We start from the raw sequence: 14,756 nt of genomic DNA on the forward strand, positions 1-14,756 counted from the left end.
TGGTAAAGGCGCGTTCATGTGCCGCCACTGGAGTGACACGTTTGCTGTGACATACTCCGGCCATGGCCCTACCGTTTTCCGATACAGTCGACCGTACCCTCGAACGCCTGCGCACCGCCTTCGTCGATACCGCGCGTGGTGCGCGCGAAGTCGTCGGCGCCCCTCTGCGGCCCGATCTTCCCGATGACGATATTCCCCGGCTGAAGGGCCGCATCGACGCCTGTCTCGAAGGCAAGGGCGGCGAGACGGCGCGGCGCGGGCGCGCGGCGGAGCTGGGACAGGCCTACCTGTCGCTCTCGGCCGCCGGCCGCAAGAAGTTCCTGCTGACGCTGGCGCGCGAGTACGGACTGCCGCGCGAAGCCGCCCTGAAGACCGTGGAGCATTGGCGTGCCGGCAAGGATCCCGCGCGGGCGCTGCGCCGCGAGCTGGAACCGCCCGCGGTCCGGCTGCTGCGCGAGTTCGTCGGCGTCCCGCAGGGCGTGAAGTTCGTGGTCGACCTGCGTGCCGAGCTTCTGTCCCTGGGCAAGAGCGACGCCGCGGCCAAGGCGCTGAGCGAGGACCTGCGCTCTCTGCTGGGCGCCTGGTTCGACGTGGCCTTTCTCGACCTGGTGCGCATCGACTGGCGCTCGCCGGCCTCGCTGCTGGAAAAGCTGGTGACCTACGAGGCCGTGCACGCGATCCGTTCGTGGCGCGACCTCAAGAACCGCCTCGATTCCGACCGCCGCTGCTTCGCCTTCTTCCATCCGCGCATGCCCGACGAGCCGCTGATCTTCGTCGAGGTGGCGCTGGTCGATGGCATGGCGGGCAACGTGCAGCGGCTGCTCGACGCGCGCGACGAGACGCACGATGCCAAGCGCGCGAACACGGCCATCTTCTATTCGATCTCGAACTGCCAGCAAGGCCTCGCGGGCATCAGCTTCGGCAACTTCCTGATCAAGCGCGTCGCCGACCAGCTCTCGCGCGACCTGCCCAACATCAAGGACTTCGCGACGCTCTCCCCCATTCCCGGCCTGCGCCAGCATGTCGAGCACCGGGCGAAGACCGAGGGCGATGCGATGCTGACCCAGAGCGAGATCGCCTCGCTGGGCCCGGTGACGGATGAGGCTTATGGCGCGGCGGCGGTCCTGAAGCTGCTGGCCAGGCCCAGCTGGTGGGAAGTGCCGGCCATCAACAAGGCGCTTCGCCCGATCCTGACGCGCCTCGCCGCCGTTTACCTCACCGCCACCGACAAGGGCCGCGCGCTCGACCGCGTGGCGCACTTCCACCTCGGCAACGGCGCCGTCGTCGAGCGGCTGAACTGGCTGGGCGACACCAGTGCCAACGGCTTCAAGCAGTCCTACGGGATGATGGTGAACTACCGCTACAAGCTGTCCGACGTCGACGCCAATCACGAGTCCTATGCGAACGGCAAGGTCGTCGCCAGCCGCGAGGTGCGGGCGCAGGCGAAGGGATAGAGACGAGCCTCCCCGTTTGAACGGGCGGCAGGCTCTCGGCGCAGCCTACTTGTTCAGATATTCGAGCTTCAGACCCGGGCGCGGCCACTCGAAGCTGACCAGCTTGCCGGTCATCGACAGGGTGGCGTAGGCGGTGCGCAGGTCCTTGCCGCCGAAGCAGACGTTGGTGACCATGGCGTCGGGGAACTTGTACTGCGTCACCGACTGGCCGTCGGGCGAGATGTCGGAGACGGCGCCGGTGATCAGGGTGGCGACGCAGATGTGGCCCGCCGAATCGACGGCCAGCGAATCGAACATCTGATAGCCGCCGAGGCCCGCGACGACGCGGCCCTTCTCGCCGCGATAGGCGCCGTTGGCGTCCTTGATGATGCCGGGCGCCGAAAGATCGAAGGCCCAGAGGCGCGCAGTGGGCGTCTCGACGACATAGAGCGTCTTGCCGTCGGGCGAGAGGCCGCAGCCGTTGGGCCGCTCCAGCGGAAACACCTTCTGCTCGATCTTCGAGCCGTCGGCCTTCGCGTAGTAGACCGCGCCGCGGTCGTTGTCGTACTCGCGGGTCTTGCCGAGATCGGTGAACCAGAAACCGCCGGCATCGTCGAAGACAAGGTCGTTCGGCCCGTTCAGCTTGCGGCCGTCGCAGCTGTCGTAGAGCGTCTCGAACTTGCCGGTCTCGGGATCGACCACCTGGATCGAGCCGCCCTTGTAGGAGGCAGGCTGCGTGCCGGGGAACAGGCGGCCGTCGGGCCGCTCGATCCAGTTGAAGCCGCCGTTGTTGGTCACGTAGATCTTGCCGCCGGGCCCCATCGCCGCGCCGTTGGGGCCGCCCCCCAGCTTCGCGACGATGTGCTGCTTGCCGTCCGGCGTGACGCGCGTGAGCGTCTCGCGCGCGATCTCGACCAGGATGACCGAGCCGTCGGGCATCGCGACGGGACCTTCGGGAAACTTGAGGCCCGAGGTGATCTCCTTGAACGGCGTCGTCATGGCGTCTCTCCCGTCGTGTTCTTGTCGTTTCCTACTTGCCCTTGAATTCGGGCTTGCGCTTGGCGAGGAAGGCCGCGACGCCTTCCTTGAAATCCTCGCTCTTGCCCAGCTCGCGCTGGAAGTCGCGCTCGACGTCGAGCTGCTGGGAAAGCGTGTTGCCGCTGGCGCGATTCATCGCCTCCTTGATCCGTGCGAGCGACATCGTCGGCCCGTCCGCGAGACGGCGCGCGAGGTCGCCGGCCGTCTTCATGAGATCGGCATCCTCGACCACGTCCCAGATCAGGCCCCAGTCCTTGGCCTGCTGCGCGCTGATCTGCGGCGCCAGCATCGCCAGCGCGCGGGCGCGCTGCTCGCCCACCAGGCGCGGCAGGAACCAGGTGCTGCCGCCGTCGGGCAGCAGGCCGATGCGCGCGAAAGCCTGAAGGAAGGAGGCGGACTTGCCGGCGATCGCGATGTCGGAGGCGAGCGCGAAGCTCATGCCGACGCCGGCCGCCGGACCGTTCACCGCCGCCACGATCGGCTTCGGCACGCTGCGCATCAGGCGGATCACAGGATTGAAGAACTTGTCGAGCGCCTCGCCCGAATCCGACGTGTTGCCCTTCGCGCGGTCGGGATCTGCGAGGTCGGCGCCGGCGCAGAAGCCGCGGCCCGCGCCGGTCAGCAGCACGGCCCGCACGGACTCATCCGCCGCGAGTTCCTCCCAGCACTGCTTCAGCTCGGCGATCATCTTGCGCGACACCGCATTGAGCCGGTCGGGCGCGTTCAGCGTCAGCGTGGCGAGGCCGTTTTCCTTGGCGATCTGGATCTTCTCGTAGGTCATCTGCTTCTCGTCTCTCAACGTCCGGTGAAATTGGGGGCACGCTTGGCGAGGAAGGCCGCGACGCCCTCCTTGAAATCCTCGCTCCTGCCGAGTTCGCGCTGGCGGTCGCGCTCGAGATCGAGCTGCTGGTCGAGCGTGTTGGTGGCGGCCGCGTTGATCGCGCCCTTGATCGCGGCATAGGAACGGGTCGGGCCGCTGGCGAGCCTTCGCACGATCTTGCCGGCCTCTTCCATCAGGGCGGCATCCTCGACGACCTGCCAGACCATGCCCATGCGTGCAGCCTCCTCCGCCGGCACGGACGTACCCAGCATCCCCAGCGCCCGGGCGCGCGCGTCGCCCACCGTATGCGGCAGGAACCACGTGCCGCCGAGATCGGGGATCAGCGAGATCCGCACGAAGGCCTGGTCGAAGCGGGCCGAGCGCGCGGCAATGACGATGTCGCAGGCGAGCGCCAGGTTGGCGCCGCCGCCCGCCGCCACGCCGTTCACCGCCGCGACGATCGGCTTCGGGAGATCGCGCATGGCGCGGATCATGGGATTGAAGATGCGGTCCATCGCGGACCCGAGGTCGCGCGGCCCCTGTGGCGAGGCATCGCCCGGACCGCCACCCGCCAGGTCGGCACCGGCGCAGAAACCGCGGCCGGTGCCGGTCAGCAGCACGGCCCGAACGGCATCGTCCTCGCGGGCGCGCTTCAGTTCGGCGTTCATGGCGTCGATCAGCGCCTCGCTCATCGCGTTCAACCGCTGCGGCCGGTTGAGCGTCAGGGTCAGCACGCCGCCCTCGAGGGCGGCCAAGACGGGCGTTTCTTCCATGGCGGACAGACTGGCATGGCGGAATTTGCCGCGCCATCCGGTCGCGTCGCATCGCGGTACGCGCTACCGTATCCCAGTCCCATGGCAACGATCCTGATCCTGGTCGGCACCGAATCGGGCAACGCCCAGATGGTGGCCGACGCGCTGCAACCCGTGCTGGCGGGAGCCGGGCACGCCGTCGACGTCACCGACAAGGCGGCCACCGCCGCCGACCTGCAGGCGCACGACGTGCTCCTCGCGGTCTGCGCCACGCACGGCTCGGGCGACATCCCGACCAACATCCTGCCGCTGGTCGAGGCGCTCCACCGCGACAAACCCGACCTGTCGGGCCATCGCTACGGCGTCATCGCTCTGGGCGACATGACCTACCAAGACACGTTCTGCGGCGGCGGCAAGAAGGTCGACCAGGCCCTCGAACTGTGTGGCGCGAAGCGCGTCGGCGACCGGCTGGAGATCGACGCCTCCGAGCAGCCGCTGCCTGACGAGGAAGCCCTCTCCTGGATCGAAGGCTGGAAGACGCAGGTCTGATCATTTCAGACTCCTCTCCCCTGGTAGGGGGAGAGGTTGGGTGAGGGGGTTGCGTACCGCATCGCTTCGAGTAGCCCCCTCACCTAGCCTCTCCCCCTAGCGGGAGAAAGGAACATGAGATGAAGATCATCAATCCGGCAGCGTGAAGATCTCGACCGGATCGCGGACGCCGCGCAGGCGGTGCTTGCCCAGCGACTTCATCGGGCGCGGACAGTTTTCGTTGAACTCGGCGGAGGCGCAGACGCGGACGCCCAGCGCCTTGGTGAGGCCCTCCAGCCGCGACGCGCGGTTGACGGCCGAGCCGATGACCGTGAAGTCGAGCCGGTCCTCGGTGCCGATGTTGCCGAAGGTCACGGTACCGACATGCAGGCCGATTCCGAACTTGATCGGTTCGGCGCCGCCCGTGGCGCGCGCCTCGTTGGCGGCCTCGGCGTCATCGATCAGCTGGCGCGCGGCTTCGAGCGCGGCGGCCGTCACCATCGGCATGAACAGGGCATCCTCGGCCGGGAAATAGGCCATCACGCCATCGCCGATGAACTTCAGGATCTCGCCGCCGTGCTTGGCGAGCGCGTCGCCCACCAGCTGGAAGTAGTTGTTCAGCAGCTCCAGCACCTGGTCGGGCGGCAGGCGTTCGTTGAGGCCGGTGAAGTCGCGCAGGTCGGAAAACCACAGGACGGCGCGGATCTCCTCGCCGTCGCCGCGCCGGATCATGCCGTGCAGGATGCGCTCGCCGACCTGTCGGCCGAGATAGGTCTGGGCGACGGTCTGGGCAACGCTCTCCTCGATGTGCATCTCCGTCACGGCGCCCATCATGTCGACAAGGCGCGTGAGATCGTCGATGTCGGCGTCGCTGAAGCCCCCCTTGCGGTCGGTCGCGAAGGCCACGACCGGCAGCGGACCATCGCGGCGGACGCGCATGGGCAGCGAGAAGTAGTCGGTCCCGCCCCCGCTGCTGACCTCGTGCAGGACCTCGTGGTGCCGGTCGGTCAGACCGTCGAGCCGGTACCGGACCGCGGTGCCGCCTTCCCTCACCTCCTGCAGCGGGCTGCCGATATAGGCCGGCGTGAACTGCACGCCGTAGGCGCGGGCTATGGTTTCCACCGTCTGGCCGCGACGCCACAGAAAGCCCATCGCCTGCAGCTGCGGATGGACGAGCTGCAGGCCGATGTAGGTCCGCCAGACCGGAAGGCCGGCCTCGAGCACGCGGTTCATCAACTGCTCGAGGAAGGTGTCCGGACGCCGGACGAGCCGGCCTTCCCGCAACAGCCACTTCTCGACCGGCAGCAGGCGATCCGCCGCCGGTGGATTGACGGAAGGTCCCGCGTCGCTCAGGAGCCGCTCACGACGGCGGCGACTTCCTCGCCGGAGGTGCGGAAGACGCGGCTGGCCGAGACGTCGGCGATCTTCTCGATATTGTCGGCCACGTCCTCGATCGTGGGTGCGCGCCCGTCGATCCTCAGGCCCTCTGCCTCGCGATACTCGATGCGCGCAAACGACCCGGCGCCCGCGCTCCAGATATCGCCGGTCCGCTGGCACTGCTCGCTGCACAGATAGGCGACCATCGGCGAGACATATTCCGGCCTGAGCTTGGCCAGTGCCTCCGGCGTCATCAGGCTCTCGGTCATGCGCGTGGCGGCGATCGGCGCCAGCGCGTTCATCATGATGTTGTACTTCTGGCCCTCGAGCCGCAGCGCGTTCATGAAGCCCACGACCGCGAGCTTGGCGCCGCCATAGTTCGACTGGCCGAAGGTACCGTAGATACCCGAGTTCGACGAGGTCACGACGACGCGGCCATAGGCCTTGGCGCGCATGATCGGCCAGGCGGCGTGCGTGACATAGGCTGTGCCGAGGAAATGGACCTTCACGACGAACTCGAAATCCTCGGTCGTCATGTTGTGGAAGGTCTTGTCGCGCAGGACGCCCGCATTGTTCACCACGATGTCGACCGAGCCGAAGGCATCGACGGCAGTCTTCACGATGTTGGCGGCGGTCGCGGCCTCGGCGACCGAATCGTAGTTGGCGACGGCGATGCCGCCCGCCGCCTTGATCTCGTCCACGACCTTGTCGGCGGCGGCATGACCGCCGCCCCCTGTATTGATGGGACGGCCGTCGACCGCGCCGCCCGGATCGTTGACGACCACCCTGGCGCCGCGGCTGGCCAGCAGGAGGGCATGCGCCCGGCCGAGCCCGTTGCCCGCGCCGGTGACGATGGCGACGCGATTGTCGAAGCGGATTGTCATGTCTGTCCTCTACTCTTTCGTGAGAATTACGACCGAGGCCACGGCCTCTTCCATGCCGATCACGCCGCCGCCGTTTTCGGCCAGCGCGACCTTTGCGCCTTTCACCTGACGGGCACCGGCCTCGCCGCGCAGCTGGGTGGCGAGTTCGGCCAGCATCGACAGGCCGGTGGCGCCGACCGGATGGCCCTTGGAGACCAGCCCGCCCGAGGTGTTGACCGGCAGCTTGCCGCCGGGACCGGTGGCACCCGACTCGACGAACTTGCCGCCCTCGCCCTCGGGGCAGAAGCGCAGCATCTCGCACTGGTAGATCTCGCAGAAGCTGGTGGCGTCGTGGACCTCGGCGACGTCGATGTCCTCCGGCCCAAGACCGGCCATCCGGTAGGCCTTGTCGGCAGCCGCGCGCGTCAGGCCGGGCTCGTCGAGGTTGCGATACATGCCGCCCGAGAAGCCGACGCCGGCGATCTTCACGGCGCGGTCCTGGACTTCCTTGGGCTGCTTCTCGAGATACTCCGCCGAGCAGAGCAGCGCCGCCGCCGCGCCGTCGCCGATCGGGGCGCACATCGCCCGGGTCAGCGGGAAGGACACGGGGCGATCCTCCAGCACCGACCGCGGCGTCATCTGGAAGCGGTACTGCGCCTTCTCGTTCAGCGCCCCGTAATTGTGGTTCTTGGCCGCGCCGGCCGCGATCTGCGCCTGGGTGGTGCCGTACTTCCACATGTGCCACTTGGCCTGCATGGCATAGGTATCCATGAAGATCGTGCGGTCATCGCCCGGCTTGAACTCGGAGCCGACCATCCTGCCGACCCGGTTCATCTCCTCGACCAGCCGGTCGTGCTGGCTGGTGATGTAGCCCTGGTTGAACAGCCCGGTCGTGCGCTCCGGCGCCTCCGGGCTGAACAGCTTCTCGACGCCGATGCAGAAGGAGAGTTCGTGGGTGCCGGCCAGCACGTCCTTCCAGGCCCCCATGAAGGCGGTCGAGGCGGTGGCACAGGCATTCTCGACGTTGAACATCGGCACCCGCGCGGGGAACAGCCCCTCTTCCACGAGCGGCTGGAACAGCGCCTGCCCGCGGATCGAATTCTGGCCCCAGAAGCCCATGCCGCAATTGCCCAGCCAGCCGGACTCGATGTCCGTCCCCCGGTCCATGCCGGCGTCCGCCAGGGTCCCCAAATAGGCCTCGCGGGCCAGGTCGCCGAAGCTGAGGCCGGGGTGCTTCTTGAAGACGGTCGTGTAGGCGCCGATCATGTAGACGTCGCGCATGGGGCGGTTTCCTCAGGTTGGCTTTGGCCGCATTTGAGCGTATCCAAACGGCTTACGCTAGGAGAACGAACATGGCTGTAGCGGCCCAGGCGAGACCCCTCAACGTCGATGCCACGATCGCCGAGCTTAAGGCGCTATTCGGCGAACGGGTCAGCACCGCGCACGCCGTGCGCGAGCAGCACGGCAAGGACATTTCGTATCACGAAGCGCACCTGCCGGACGCCGTGGTCTTCGCCGAATCGACCGAGGAAGTGCAGCAGATCGTCCAGCTCTGCGCCCGCCACAAGACCCCGATCATCCCCTTCGGCACCGGCACCTCGCTGGAGGGCCATATCAGCGCCCCCAACGGCGGCATCTCGCTCGACGTCAGCCGCATGAACAAGATTCTGCAGGTCAACGAGGCCGACCTCGACGTGGTCGTGCAGCCCGGCGTCACCCGCAAGCAGCTCAACGAATACCTGCGCGCCACCGGTCTCTTCTTCCCGATCGATCCCGGCGCCGACGCCTCGATCGGCGGCATGACCAGCACCCGCGCCTCCGGCACCAACGCGGTGCGCTACGGCACGATGCGCGAGAACGTGCTGTCGCTGCAGGTCGTGACGCCCGACGGCCGGATCATGCAGCTCGGCCGCCGTTCGCGGAAGTCGAGTGCGGGCTACGACCTGGTGAAGCTGTTCGTGGGCTCCGAGGGCACCCTGGGCGTCATCACCGAGATCACGCTGCGCCTCTACGGCATGCCGGAGTCGATGGTCGCCGCGACCTGCGCCTTCGACGACCTCGAGGGCGCGGTCAATACGGTGATCCAGACCATCCAGTCCGGCATCCCGGTGGCCCGCATCGAGCTGATGGACACCTACACCGTCGACACGGTGAACCAGTATTCCAAGCTCACGCTGCCGCGGAAGAACCTGCTGCTGCTGGAGTTCCACGGCACCGAGGCGGGTACGAAGGAGCAGGCCGAGATGGTGCAGGCCATCGCCGGCGAACATGGCGGCGGCGACTTCGCCTGGACCAACCAGGCCGAGGAGCGCAGCAAGATGTGGCAGGCGCGCCATGACGCGGCGTGGGCGGCCAAAGCCTACAAGCCAGGCTGGGGCATGTGGGCCACCGACGTCTGCGTGCCGATCAGCCGGCTGGCCGAATGCATCCTCGAGACGCAGAAGGACATCCAGGCCAACGACCTCTATGCGCCGATCGTCGGCCATGTCGGTGACGGCAACTTCCATCTCACCATGATGGTCGATCCCAGCGACCCGACCTACCTGCCGCGCGCCGAGGCACTCAACGACCGCATGGTCGCCCGCGCCCTGGCGCTGGGCGGCACCTGTACCGGCGAGCACGGCGTCGGCATCGGCAAGATCAAGTTCCTCTACGAGGAGCACGGCGAGGCCGTCTCGCTGATGCGCTCGATCAAGAAGGCGATCGACCCGGACAACATCATGAACCCGGGCAAGATCATCGGGCCGATCAATTAACCCTCGCCTCCCCATCCGGATGGGGAGGTGGCATCGTCATACGACGACGGAGGGGTCATGACGTTGTGACGCTCATGACCCCATCGCCCCGTATGACGGGGCACTTCCCCATTTGAAGGGGGAAGCAGATGCGCGAAGGATTACCCGCCCGAGTCGACGACGCACTCCTTGACGCGCTTCCAGGCAGCCGTGGCGCTCTTGCCGAGGTTGACGTCGTCGCGATCCTCGCTGCCGCCGAGCAGCATGCTGTAGCCCCCCTTGGCGGCGATGATCTCGATGGCCGCCGGCGGCAGGATCGCCCACATGCGCTGCCCGTCGGCCTGGATCAGGAGATTCCATTGCATGCCGTTCGCCGGCTCGCGCAGGGGAACGACGATAGAGTCGGGGAACTTGCCCTTGCGGCCTTCGGCGCGGACGCTGAGATAGGAGTGGCCGTCGGTGCGCATCGCCATGATGTCGTCGCGGCCGCCGACGCGGCGGAAAGCCCGGCAATTGGTGACGCCGCTTTGCTCCTTCGTCCGCGAGAAGTTCCAGCTGTCGAAGCCCTTGCCGTAAGGCTGGGCGCCGCCCTGCGCCAGTGCAGGTACCGTCAATCCCGCGAGGCACAGCCCCACGACTACGCTTTTTACCAACATTTACTCACTCCGATGCTCGCGCGGATATGAGCCCGCGGGGACAACAGAGGTCAAGACGGAGCAGAGGCCAGGAAAACCAAAAGGGCCGGCAGTTGCCGGCCCTTCTTCCGGACAATCCGGCACGCCTTACTGGGCGGCCCGGATCACGATTCCGACCTCGAGAGCCGGTGGGCTCCCGGCATCACGGCCGGCGATCAGATCAGGAAGTCGAACTTGGCCGGGTCCGCCGGCCCCGTCGCGGTGAAGCCGAAGCTCACGTCGGCCTCGGCATCGACCTTCCCGTTCCAGGCGGCGTTACGGACCACGTAGCCGCTGGCATCGTGCGAAACGATCTCCGCGTTCCATATGCTGGTGATCTCGCTCTGCGTCTCGATTTCGAGCTGCCAACCGGAGACGGCTTCCCCGTGGTTGTGAAGGCTCACGGCCGCGTTGAAGCCGCCGTTCCATGAATCCACCACCGCCATGAGGGCCTGCATGTCGCCACTCGACGGCCCATGCGACGTCGTATCGTCGTCCTTGATGGTGGCCGTTGCGGCGCCGCGTCCAATGGTGGCGCCTTGAGCATCGGTCAGGGTGACCGTGAACTTTTCGTTGCCCTCGGCCAGCTTGTCGCCGGCAATCGCCACCTGGATGACCTTGCTCTGCTCGCCCGCGGCGAAGGTGAGCGTCCCCGACTTCGCCGTATAGTCCGACCCCGCACTGGCCGTGTCGTTGGCGGTGCCGTACTGGACCGTCACCGGGCCAGTGGCCGCCTTCGACAGTGACACCGTGAAGTCGAGCATGGCCGTGCCCGAATCTCCCTCGGCCCGCGTGGCATCCGATATCGACAGGCTTGGCAGGACCGGCGCGGATGCCGGCGTTTCGCTGCCGGACGATATGCCATTGAGCGTAAAGCCCGTGGCCGCCGTCCCGTCGCTGCCCGGCGTTGCCTGGAAACCGAAGCTTGTCTCCTGGTTGGCGCCGACCGTGCCGTTATAGGACATGTTCTTGATGACGTAGTGATTGCCGATGTGGCTTACGATCTGTGCATTCCAGATGTTGGTGATGGCGAACGCCGCGTCGAACCCGACGGTCCAGCCTTTCAGGGCAGTCTCCCCGGCGGCAACCTGCATGTTGCCGATAAAGCCCGCGCCCCAGTTGTCGCTGACTTTGTAGTCAACCGCCGCCCCACCGGTCGGGGCGGTCCCATCGTCGTTGGTGATCGTGCCGGTGCCCGAGCCGTCGGCAATCGTGGCACCGCTGGCGCCCGAGAGGTTCAGCGTCAGAGTCTCGTTCGTCTCGACGAGGGTATCGCCCGACACGTTCACTGAGATCGTCTTCGAGGTCTGGCCCGCCGCGAAGGTCAGTGTCCCCGACTTGGCCGTATAGTCCGAACCCGCACGCGCCGTGCCGTCGGCCGTGCCGTACTGGACCGTCACCGGAGCCGTGGCCGCCTGCGACAGCGAGACGGTGAAGTTGAGCTTGGCCGTGCCCGAGTTTCCCTCGACCCGCGTGGCATCCGACACCGACAGGCTCGGCAGGGCCGGGGCGGCCACATCGTCGTTGGTGATCGTGCCGATGCCCGAACCGTCGGCGATCGTGGCACCGCTGGCGCCCGAGAGGTTCAGCGTCAGCGTCTCGTTCGCCTCGATGGCGGTATCTCCCGACACGTTCACCGAGACCGTCTTCGATGTCTGGCCCGCTGCAAAGGTGAGCGTGCCAGACTTCGCCGCATAGTCCGAACCCGCACTCGCCGTGCCGTCGGCAGTGCCGTACTGAACCGTCACCGGACCCGTGGCCGCCTGCGACAGCGAGACGGTGAAGTTGAGCTTGGCCGTGCCCGAGTTTCCCTCGACCCGCGTGGCATCCGACACCGACAGGCTTGGCAGGACCGGAGCGACCACGTCGTCATTGATGATCGTGCCGGTGCCCGAGCCGTCGGCGATCGTGGCGCCGACCGGCGACGACAGCAGCACGGTGAATGTCTCGTCGGCCTCGGCGACGCTGTCGCCCTTGATGTCCACGTGGATCATCTGCGAGGTCGTGCCCGGCGCGAAGGTCACCGTCCCCGAGGAGGTCGCGTAGTCCACGCCGCCGGCCGCGCTGCCATCGACGGTCTTGTACTGCACCGTCACCGGCGCGGACGATGCCTTGTCCAGCGTCACGACGAACATGAAATGGTTGTGCTCGCCGTTGCCCTCCTTGATCGACAGGTCGGCGATGGAGAGGGCAGGCAGCGCGTCGGGCTGGGTATCGATATCGTCGTTGACGATGGTGCCCGTGGCCTGACCTCTGGCGATCGTGGCTCCCGTGGGCGACGACAACGACAGCAGGAAAGTCTCGTTGGTCTCCACGAGGGTATCGCCGAGAATGTCGACGCTCACCGTCTTGGCAGTCTCGCCTGCCGCGAACGTCAGCGTACCGACGACCGAGGCATAGTCCTGGCCGGCGGTAGCGGTCCCGTTCGAGGTCGTATAGCCGACCGAAACCGGGCCGGTCGCGGCCTGCGAAAGCGTGACGGTGAAGACCATCTGGCTCCTGCCGGCATTGCCCTCGGCCAGCGTGCCGTTGGCGACCGAGAGTTGCGGCACGGCGGGCGCAGGCCCCTCGGCCGAATCGATGAGCTGCTGCCATTCCGCGCGCGCCGTGGCGTCGCGGGCAGCGATGTTGTTGTGGTCCAGCTCGGCGAGCGACACGCCCGTCAAGACGTAGGTCTGGCGGTTGCCCTCGATGCTGATGACCGTCGAGCCATCGACCTCCTTCACCGAGAATTCGCTGGCCTTGAACCAGCCGAAGTCGAGCGTGTCCTTCGACGGATCGAATGCGATGACGGTGTCGATGCCATAGTGCCAGTCGATGACGGTCGTCGTTCCGGTCTGGCCGGAGGGCGGCGCCCCGTTGCCGGCGGCCGTCGGCCAGTTGTTCGTACCGGCGATGGGCACGCCCTGCGGCTTGATCTGCGAATCCGGAACCGAACTGAAGCCGAGTTGCAGGGCAACGCGGTCCTCGCGGGCCTCCGCGAAGTAGAACACGAAGTTCTCGGCTTTCAGTTCGGCGGTCGTGACCCCCAGCAGGATCAACGCCTGACCCGTTCCCGAATTGGAGATGACCACTCCCTCGGGATTGTTGGTCATGTAGATCTGTTCGCGGGTACCGAAGTACCGGAAGTCCACCGTGTCGGTGGCGGGATTGAAGGCGACCCGGTCGATCTGGCCGATCTCGTGGGAGCGCGCATAGACGGTGTGGTCGCTCGCCGCGATTCCGTGTTCCCAGGCCAGCGCGCCGGACACGCATTCGCGCAGATGATCGTTGATGATCGGCACGAAGCTGTCGATCGTGAGTTGGCCGAGCGAAACACCGACGACAACCGCGATCTCGCCCGACCACGGATTCATGATCCCGACGCCGGTCGGGGTATCGACGATGATGCCGTTATGCACGGTGACGGGGCCAAGATCGAGCTTGTCCCGGGCCGGATCGAAGCCGGTAATGTCGGCACCGTCCGACGTGATCTGGAAGATTCTTCCGGTCGCGCCTGCTTCGTTCGCCATGTCCTTCCCTCCGGCTGGTTGTCACCGACAGCGTCTCGCCGGATGAGATGTCATGATCCCGGAGAGGAACAGACACCAACCGCAGGTACTCGACGAACGCGGCCGATTAATCGGTGAACGAGCGAGAGGCCGGCAAGATCGGCGGCTACGGACGCAACGCCCAAAGAAAAAGGGCCGGCGGATGCCGGCCCTTTTCCATTGAAGCGGACGCGCCTTACTTGGCGGCCTGGATCATGATCTCGACCTTGAGGCCGGGGGCGGCGAGCTTCGCCTCGACCGTCGCACGGGCCGGGGTGTTGCCGGGGGAGACCCAGGCGTCCCAGACTTCGTTCATCTGGCTCCAGGTCGAGATGTCGGTCAGCCAGATGTTGGCCGAGAGCACCTTCGACTTGTCCGTGCCGGCCTCGGCCAGGAACTTGTCGACCTTGTCGAGGATCTGCTTGGTCTGGCCCTTCACGTCGGCCTTGGCGTCGTCGGCGGTGAGGCCGGCGAGATAGACCGTGTCGCCATGGACCACGGCGCTGCTCATGCGGGGGCCGGCGTTGATGCGCTTGATGCTCATGCTCTCTCTCCTCTGGAAACTGAAAAGCGGGCGGGACCTTAGCAGAGGCTAGATCGCCGCGACGACCATGATTTCCACCTTCATGTCCGGGTCGTTCAGGCGGGCCTGCACGGTGGCGCGGGCCGGCGTGTGGCCGGGCACCACCCAGGCGTCCCAAACCTGGTTCATGGCCGCAAAATCGGAGATATCGCTCAGCCAGATCGTGGCGGTCAGGATTTTCGTCTTGTCGCTGCCACCCTTGGCCAGCAGCGCGTCGATCTCCGCCAGCGCCTGCCGGACCTGCCCGGTGATGTCGAGACTCGTATCCTCGGGAATCATGCCCGAACAGTAGATGCGGTTGCCCAGGATGACGGCCTCGCTCATGCGCGGGCCGACGTCGATTCGCGTGATGGTGCTCATGACCCGGAATCTAAAGCGCCTTCTCCCCTCGCACAACGGACCGGATACGCACTCCGCCCTCCC

At 66.8% G+C, this 14,756-nt stretch carries 13 protein-coding genes; 3 read left to right on the forward strand and 10 right to left on the reverse strand.

The window, feature by feature from the left end:
- Window positions 1-62 precede the first annotated feature (62 nt).
- The gene (locus LJ725_RS13295) at window positions 63-1,454 is read left to right on the forward strand and encodes a malonyl-CoA decarboxylase domain-containing protein (RefSeq protein WP_230551146.1); all 1,392 of its coding nucleotides are present in this window, start codon (window positions 63-65) and stop codon (window positions 1,452-1,454) included.
- A 45-nt stretch (window positions 1,455-1,499) separates the two neighbouring features.
- Here LJ725_RS13295 and LJ725_RS13300 read toward each other — a convergent pair whose 3' ends face one another.
- The 3 genes from LJ725_RS13300 to paaG (LJ725_RS13310) are packed head-to-tail and all read right to left on the reverse strand — an operon-like array spanning window position 1,500 to window position 4,064.
- A complete protein-coding gene (locus tag LJ725_RS13300; protein WP_230551147.1) occupies window positions 1,500-2,432 on the reverse strand; it encodes an SMP-30/gluconolactonase/LRE family protein in 933 nt (310 codons plus the stop codon).
- 31 nt (window positions 2,433-2,463) lie between these two features.
- The gene (gene paaG / locus LJ725_RS13305; RefSeq protein WP_230551148.1) at window positions 2,464-3,252 is read right to left on the reverse strand and encodes a 2-(1,2-epoxy-1,2-dihydrophenyl)acetyl-CoA isomerase PaaG; all 789 of its coding nucleotides are present in this window, start codon (window positions 3,250-3,252) and stop codon (window positions 2,464-2,466) included.
- Between the two features lie 14 nt (window positions 3,253-3,266).
- Complete coding sequence (paaG, locus tag LJ725_RS13310; RefSeq protein ID WP_230551149.1) at window positions 3,267-4,064, reverse strand: 2-(1,2-epoxy-1,2-dihydrophenyl)acetyl-CoA isomerase PaaG; 798 nt, start codon at window positions 4,062-4,064, stop codon at window positions 3,267-3,269.
- Between the two features lie 81 nt (window positions 4,065-4,145).
- On the opposite strand from paaG (LJ725_RS13310), the gene LJ725_RS13315 reads away from it, so the two are divergent.
- The gene (locus tag LJ725_RS13315) at window positions 4,146-4,592 is read left to right on the forward strand and encodes a flavodoxin domain-containing protein (protein WP_230551150.1); all 447 of its coding nucleotides are present in this window, start codon (window positions 4,146-4,148) and stop codon (window positions 4,590-4,592) included.
- A 129-nt stretch (window positions 4,593-4,721) separates the two neighbouring features.
- Here the strand turns inward: LJ725_RS13315 and LJ725_RS13320 are convergent, their stop codons facing one another.
- The 3 genes from LJ725_RS13320 to LJ725_RS13330 all read right to left on the reverse strand — a co-directional run bounded on the left by LJ725_RS13320 (window position 4,722) and on the right by LJ725_RS13330 (window position 8,092).
- Window positions 4,722-5,855, reverse strand: a complete 1,134-nt coding sequence (locus tag LJ725_RS13320; RefSeq protein WP_230551151.1) for an adenylate/guanylate cyclase domain-containing protein — start codon at window positions 5,853-5,855, stop codon at window positions 4,722-4,724.
- A gap of 65 nt (window positions 5,856-5,920) precedes the next feature.
- Window positions 5,921-6,832 (reverse strand): SDR family NAD(P)-dependent oxidoreductase, encoded by a 912-nt coding sequence (locus LJ725_RS13325; RefSeq protein ID WP_230551152.1) that lies wholly within the window; start codon window positions 6,830-6,832, stop codon window positions 5,921-5,923.
- A gap of 9 nt (window positions 6,833-6,841) precedes the next feature.
- On the reverse strand, window positions 6,842-8,092 hold the full coding sequence (locus LJ725_RS13330; protein WP_230551153.1) for a thiolase family protein: 1,251 nt from the start codon (window positions 8,090-8,092) through the stop codon (window positions 6,842-6,844).
- A gap of 71 nt (window positions 8,093-8,163) precedes the next feature.
- Between LJ725_RS13330 and LJ725_RS13335 the strand changes: the two genes are divergently transcribed.
- Window positions 8,164-9,567, forward strand: coding sequence for an FAD-binding oxidoreductase (locus LJ725_RS13335; protein ID WP_230551154.1), 1,404 nt, complete (start codon window positions 8,164-8,166; stop codon window positions 9,565-9,567).
- Window positions 9,568-9,707: 140 nt separating this feature from the next.
- Here the strand turns inward: LJ725_RS13335 and LJ725_RS13340 are convergent, their stop codons facing one another.
- The 4 genes from LJ725_RS13340 to LJ725_RS13355 all read right to left on the reverse strand — a co-directional run bounded on the left by LJ725_RS13340 (window position 9,708) and on the right by LJ725_RS13355 (window position 14,693).
- Window positions 9,708-10,202, reverse strand: coding sequence for a hypothetical protein (locus tag LJ725_RS13340; protein WP_230551155.1), 495 nt, complete (start codon window positions 10,200-10,202; stop codon window positions 9,708-9,710).
- Window positions 10,203-10,396: 194 nt separating this feature from the next.
- Window positions 10,397-13,732: a Calx-beta domain-containing protein gene (locus LJ725_RS13345; RefSeq protein WP_230551156.1), complete on the reverse strand. Its 3,336-nt coding sequence runs from the start codon at window positions 13,730-13,732 to the stop codon at window positions 10,397-10,399.
- A 214-nt stretch (window positions 13,733-13,946) separates the two neighbouring features.
- Window positions 13,947-14,294: a RidA family protein gene (locus LJ725_RS13350; protein ID WP_230551157.1), complete on the reverse strand. Its 348-nt coding sequence runs from the start codon at window positions 14,292-14,294 to the stop codon at window positions 13,947-13,949.
- 48 nt (window positions 14,295-14,342) lie between these two features.
- Window positions 14,343-14,693 (reverse strand): RidA family protein, encoded by a 351-nt coding sequence (locus tag LJ725_RS13355; RefSeq protein ID WP_230551158.1) that lies wholly within the window; start codon window positions 14,691-14,693, stop codon window positions 14,343-14,345.
- Between the last annotated feature and the right edge of the window lie 63 nt (window positions 14,694-14,756).

This window comes from Reyranella aquatilis (assembly GCF_020880995.1).
GTDB lineage: Bacteria > Pseudomonadota > Alphaproteobacteria > Reyranellales > Reyranellaceae > Reyranella > Reyranella aquatilis.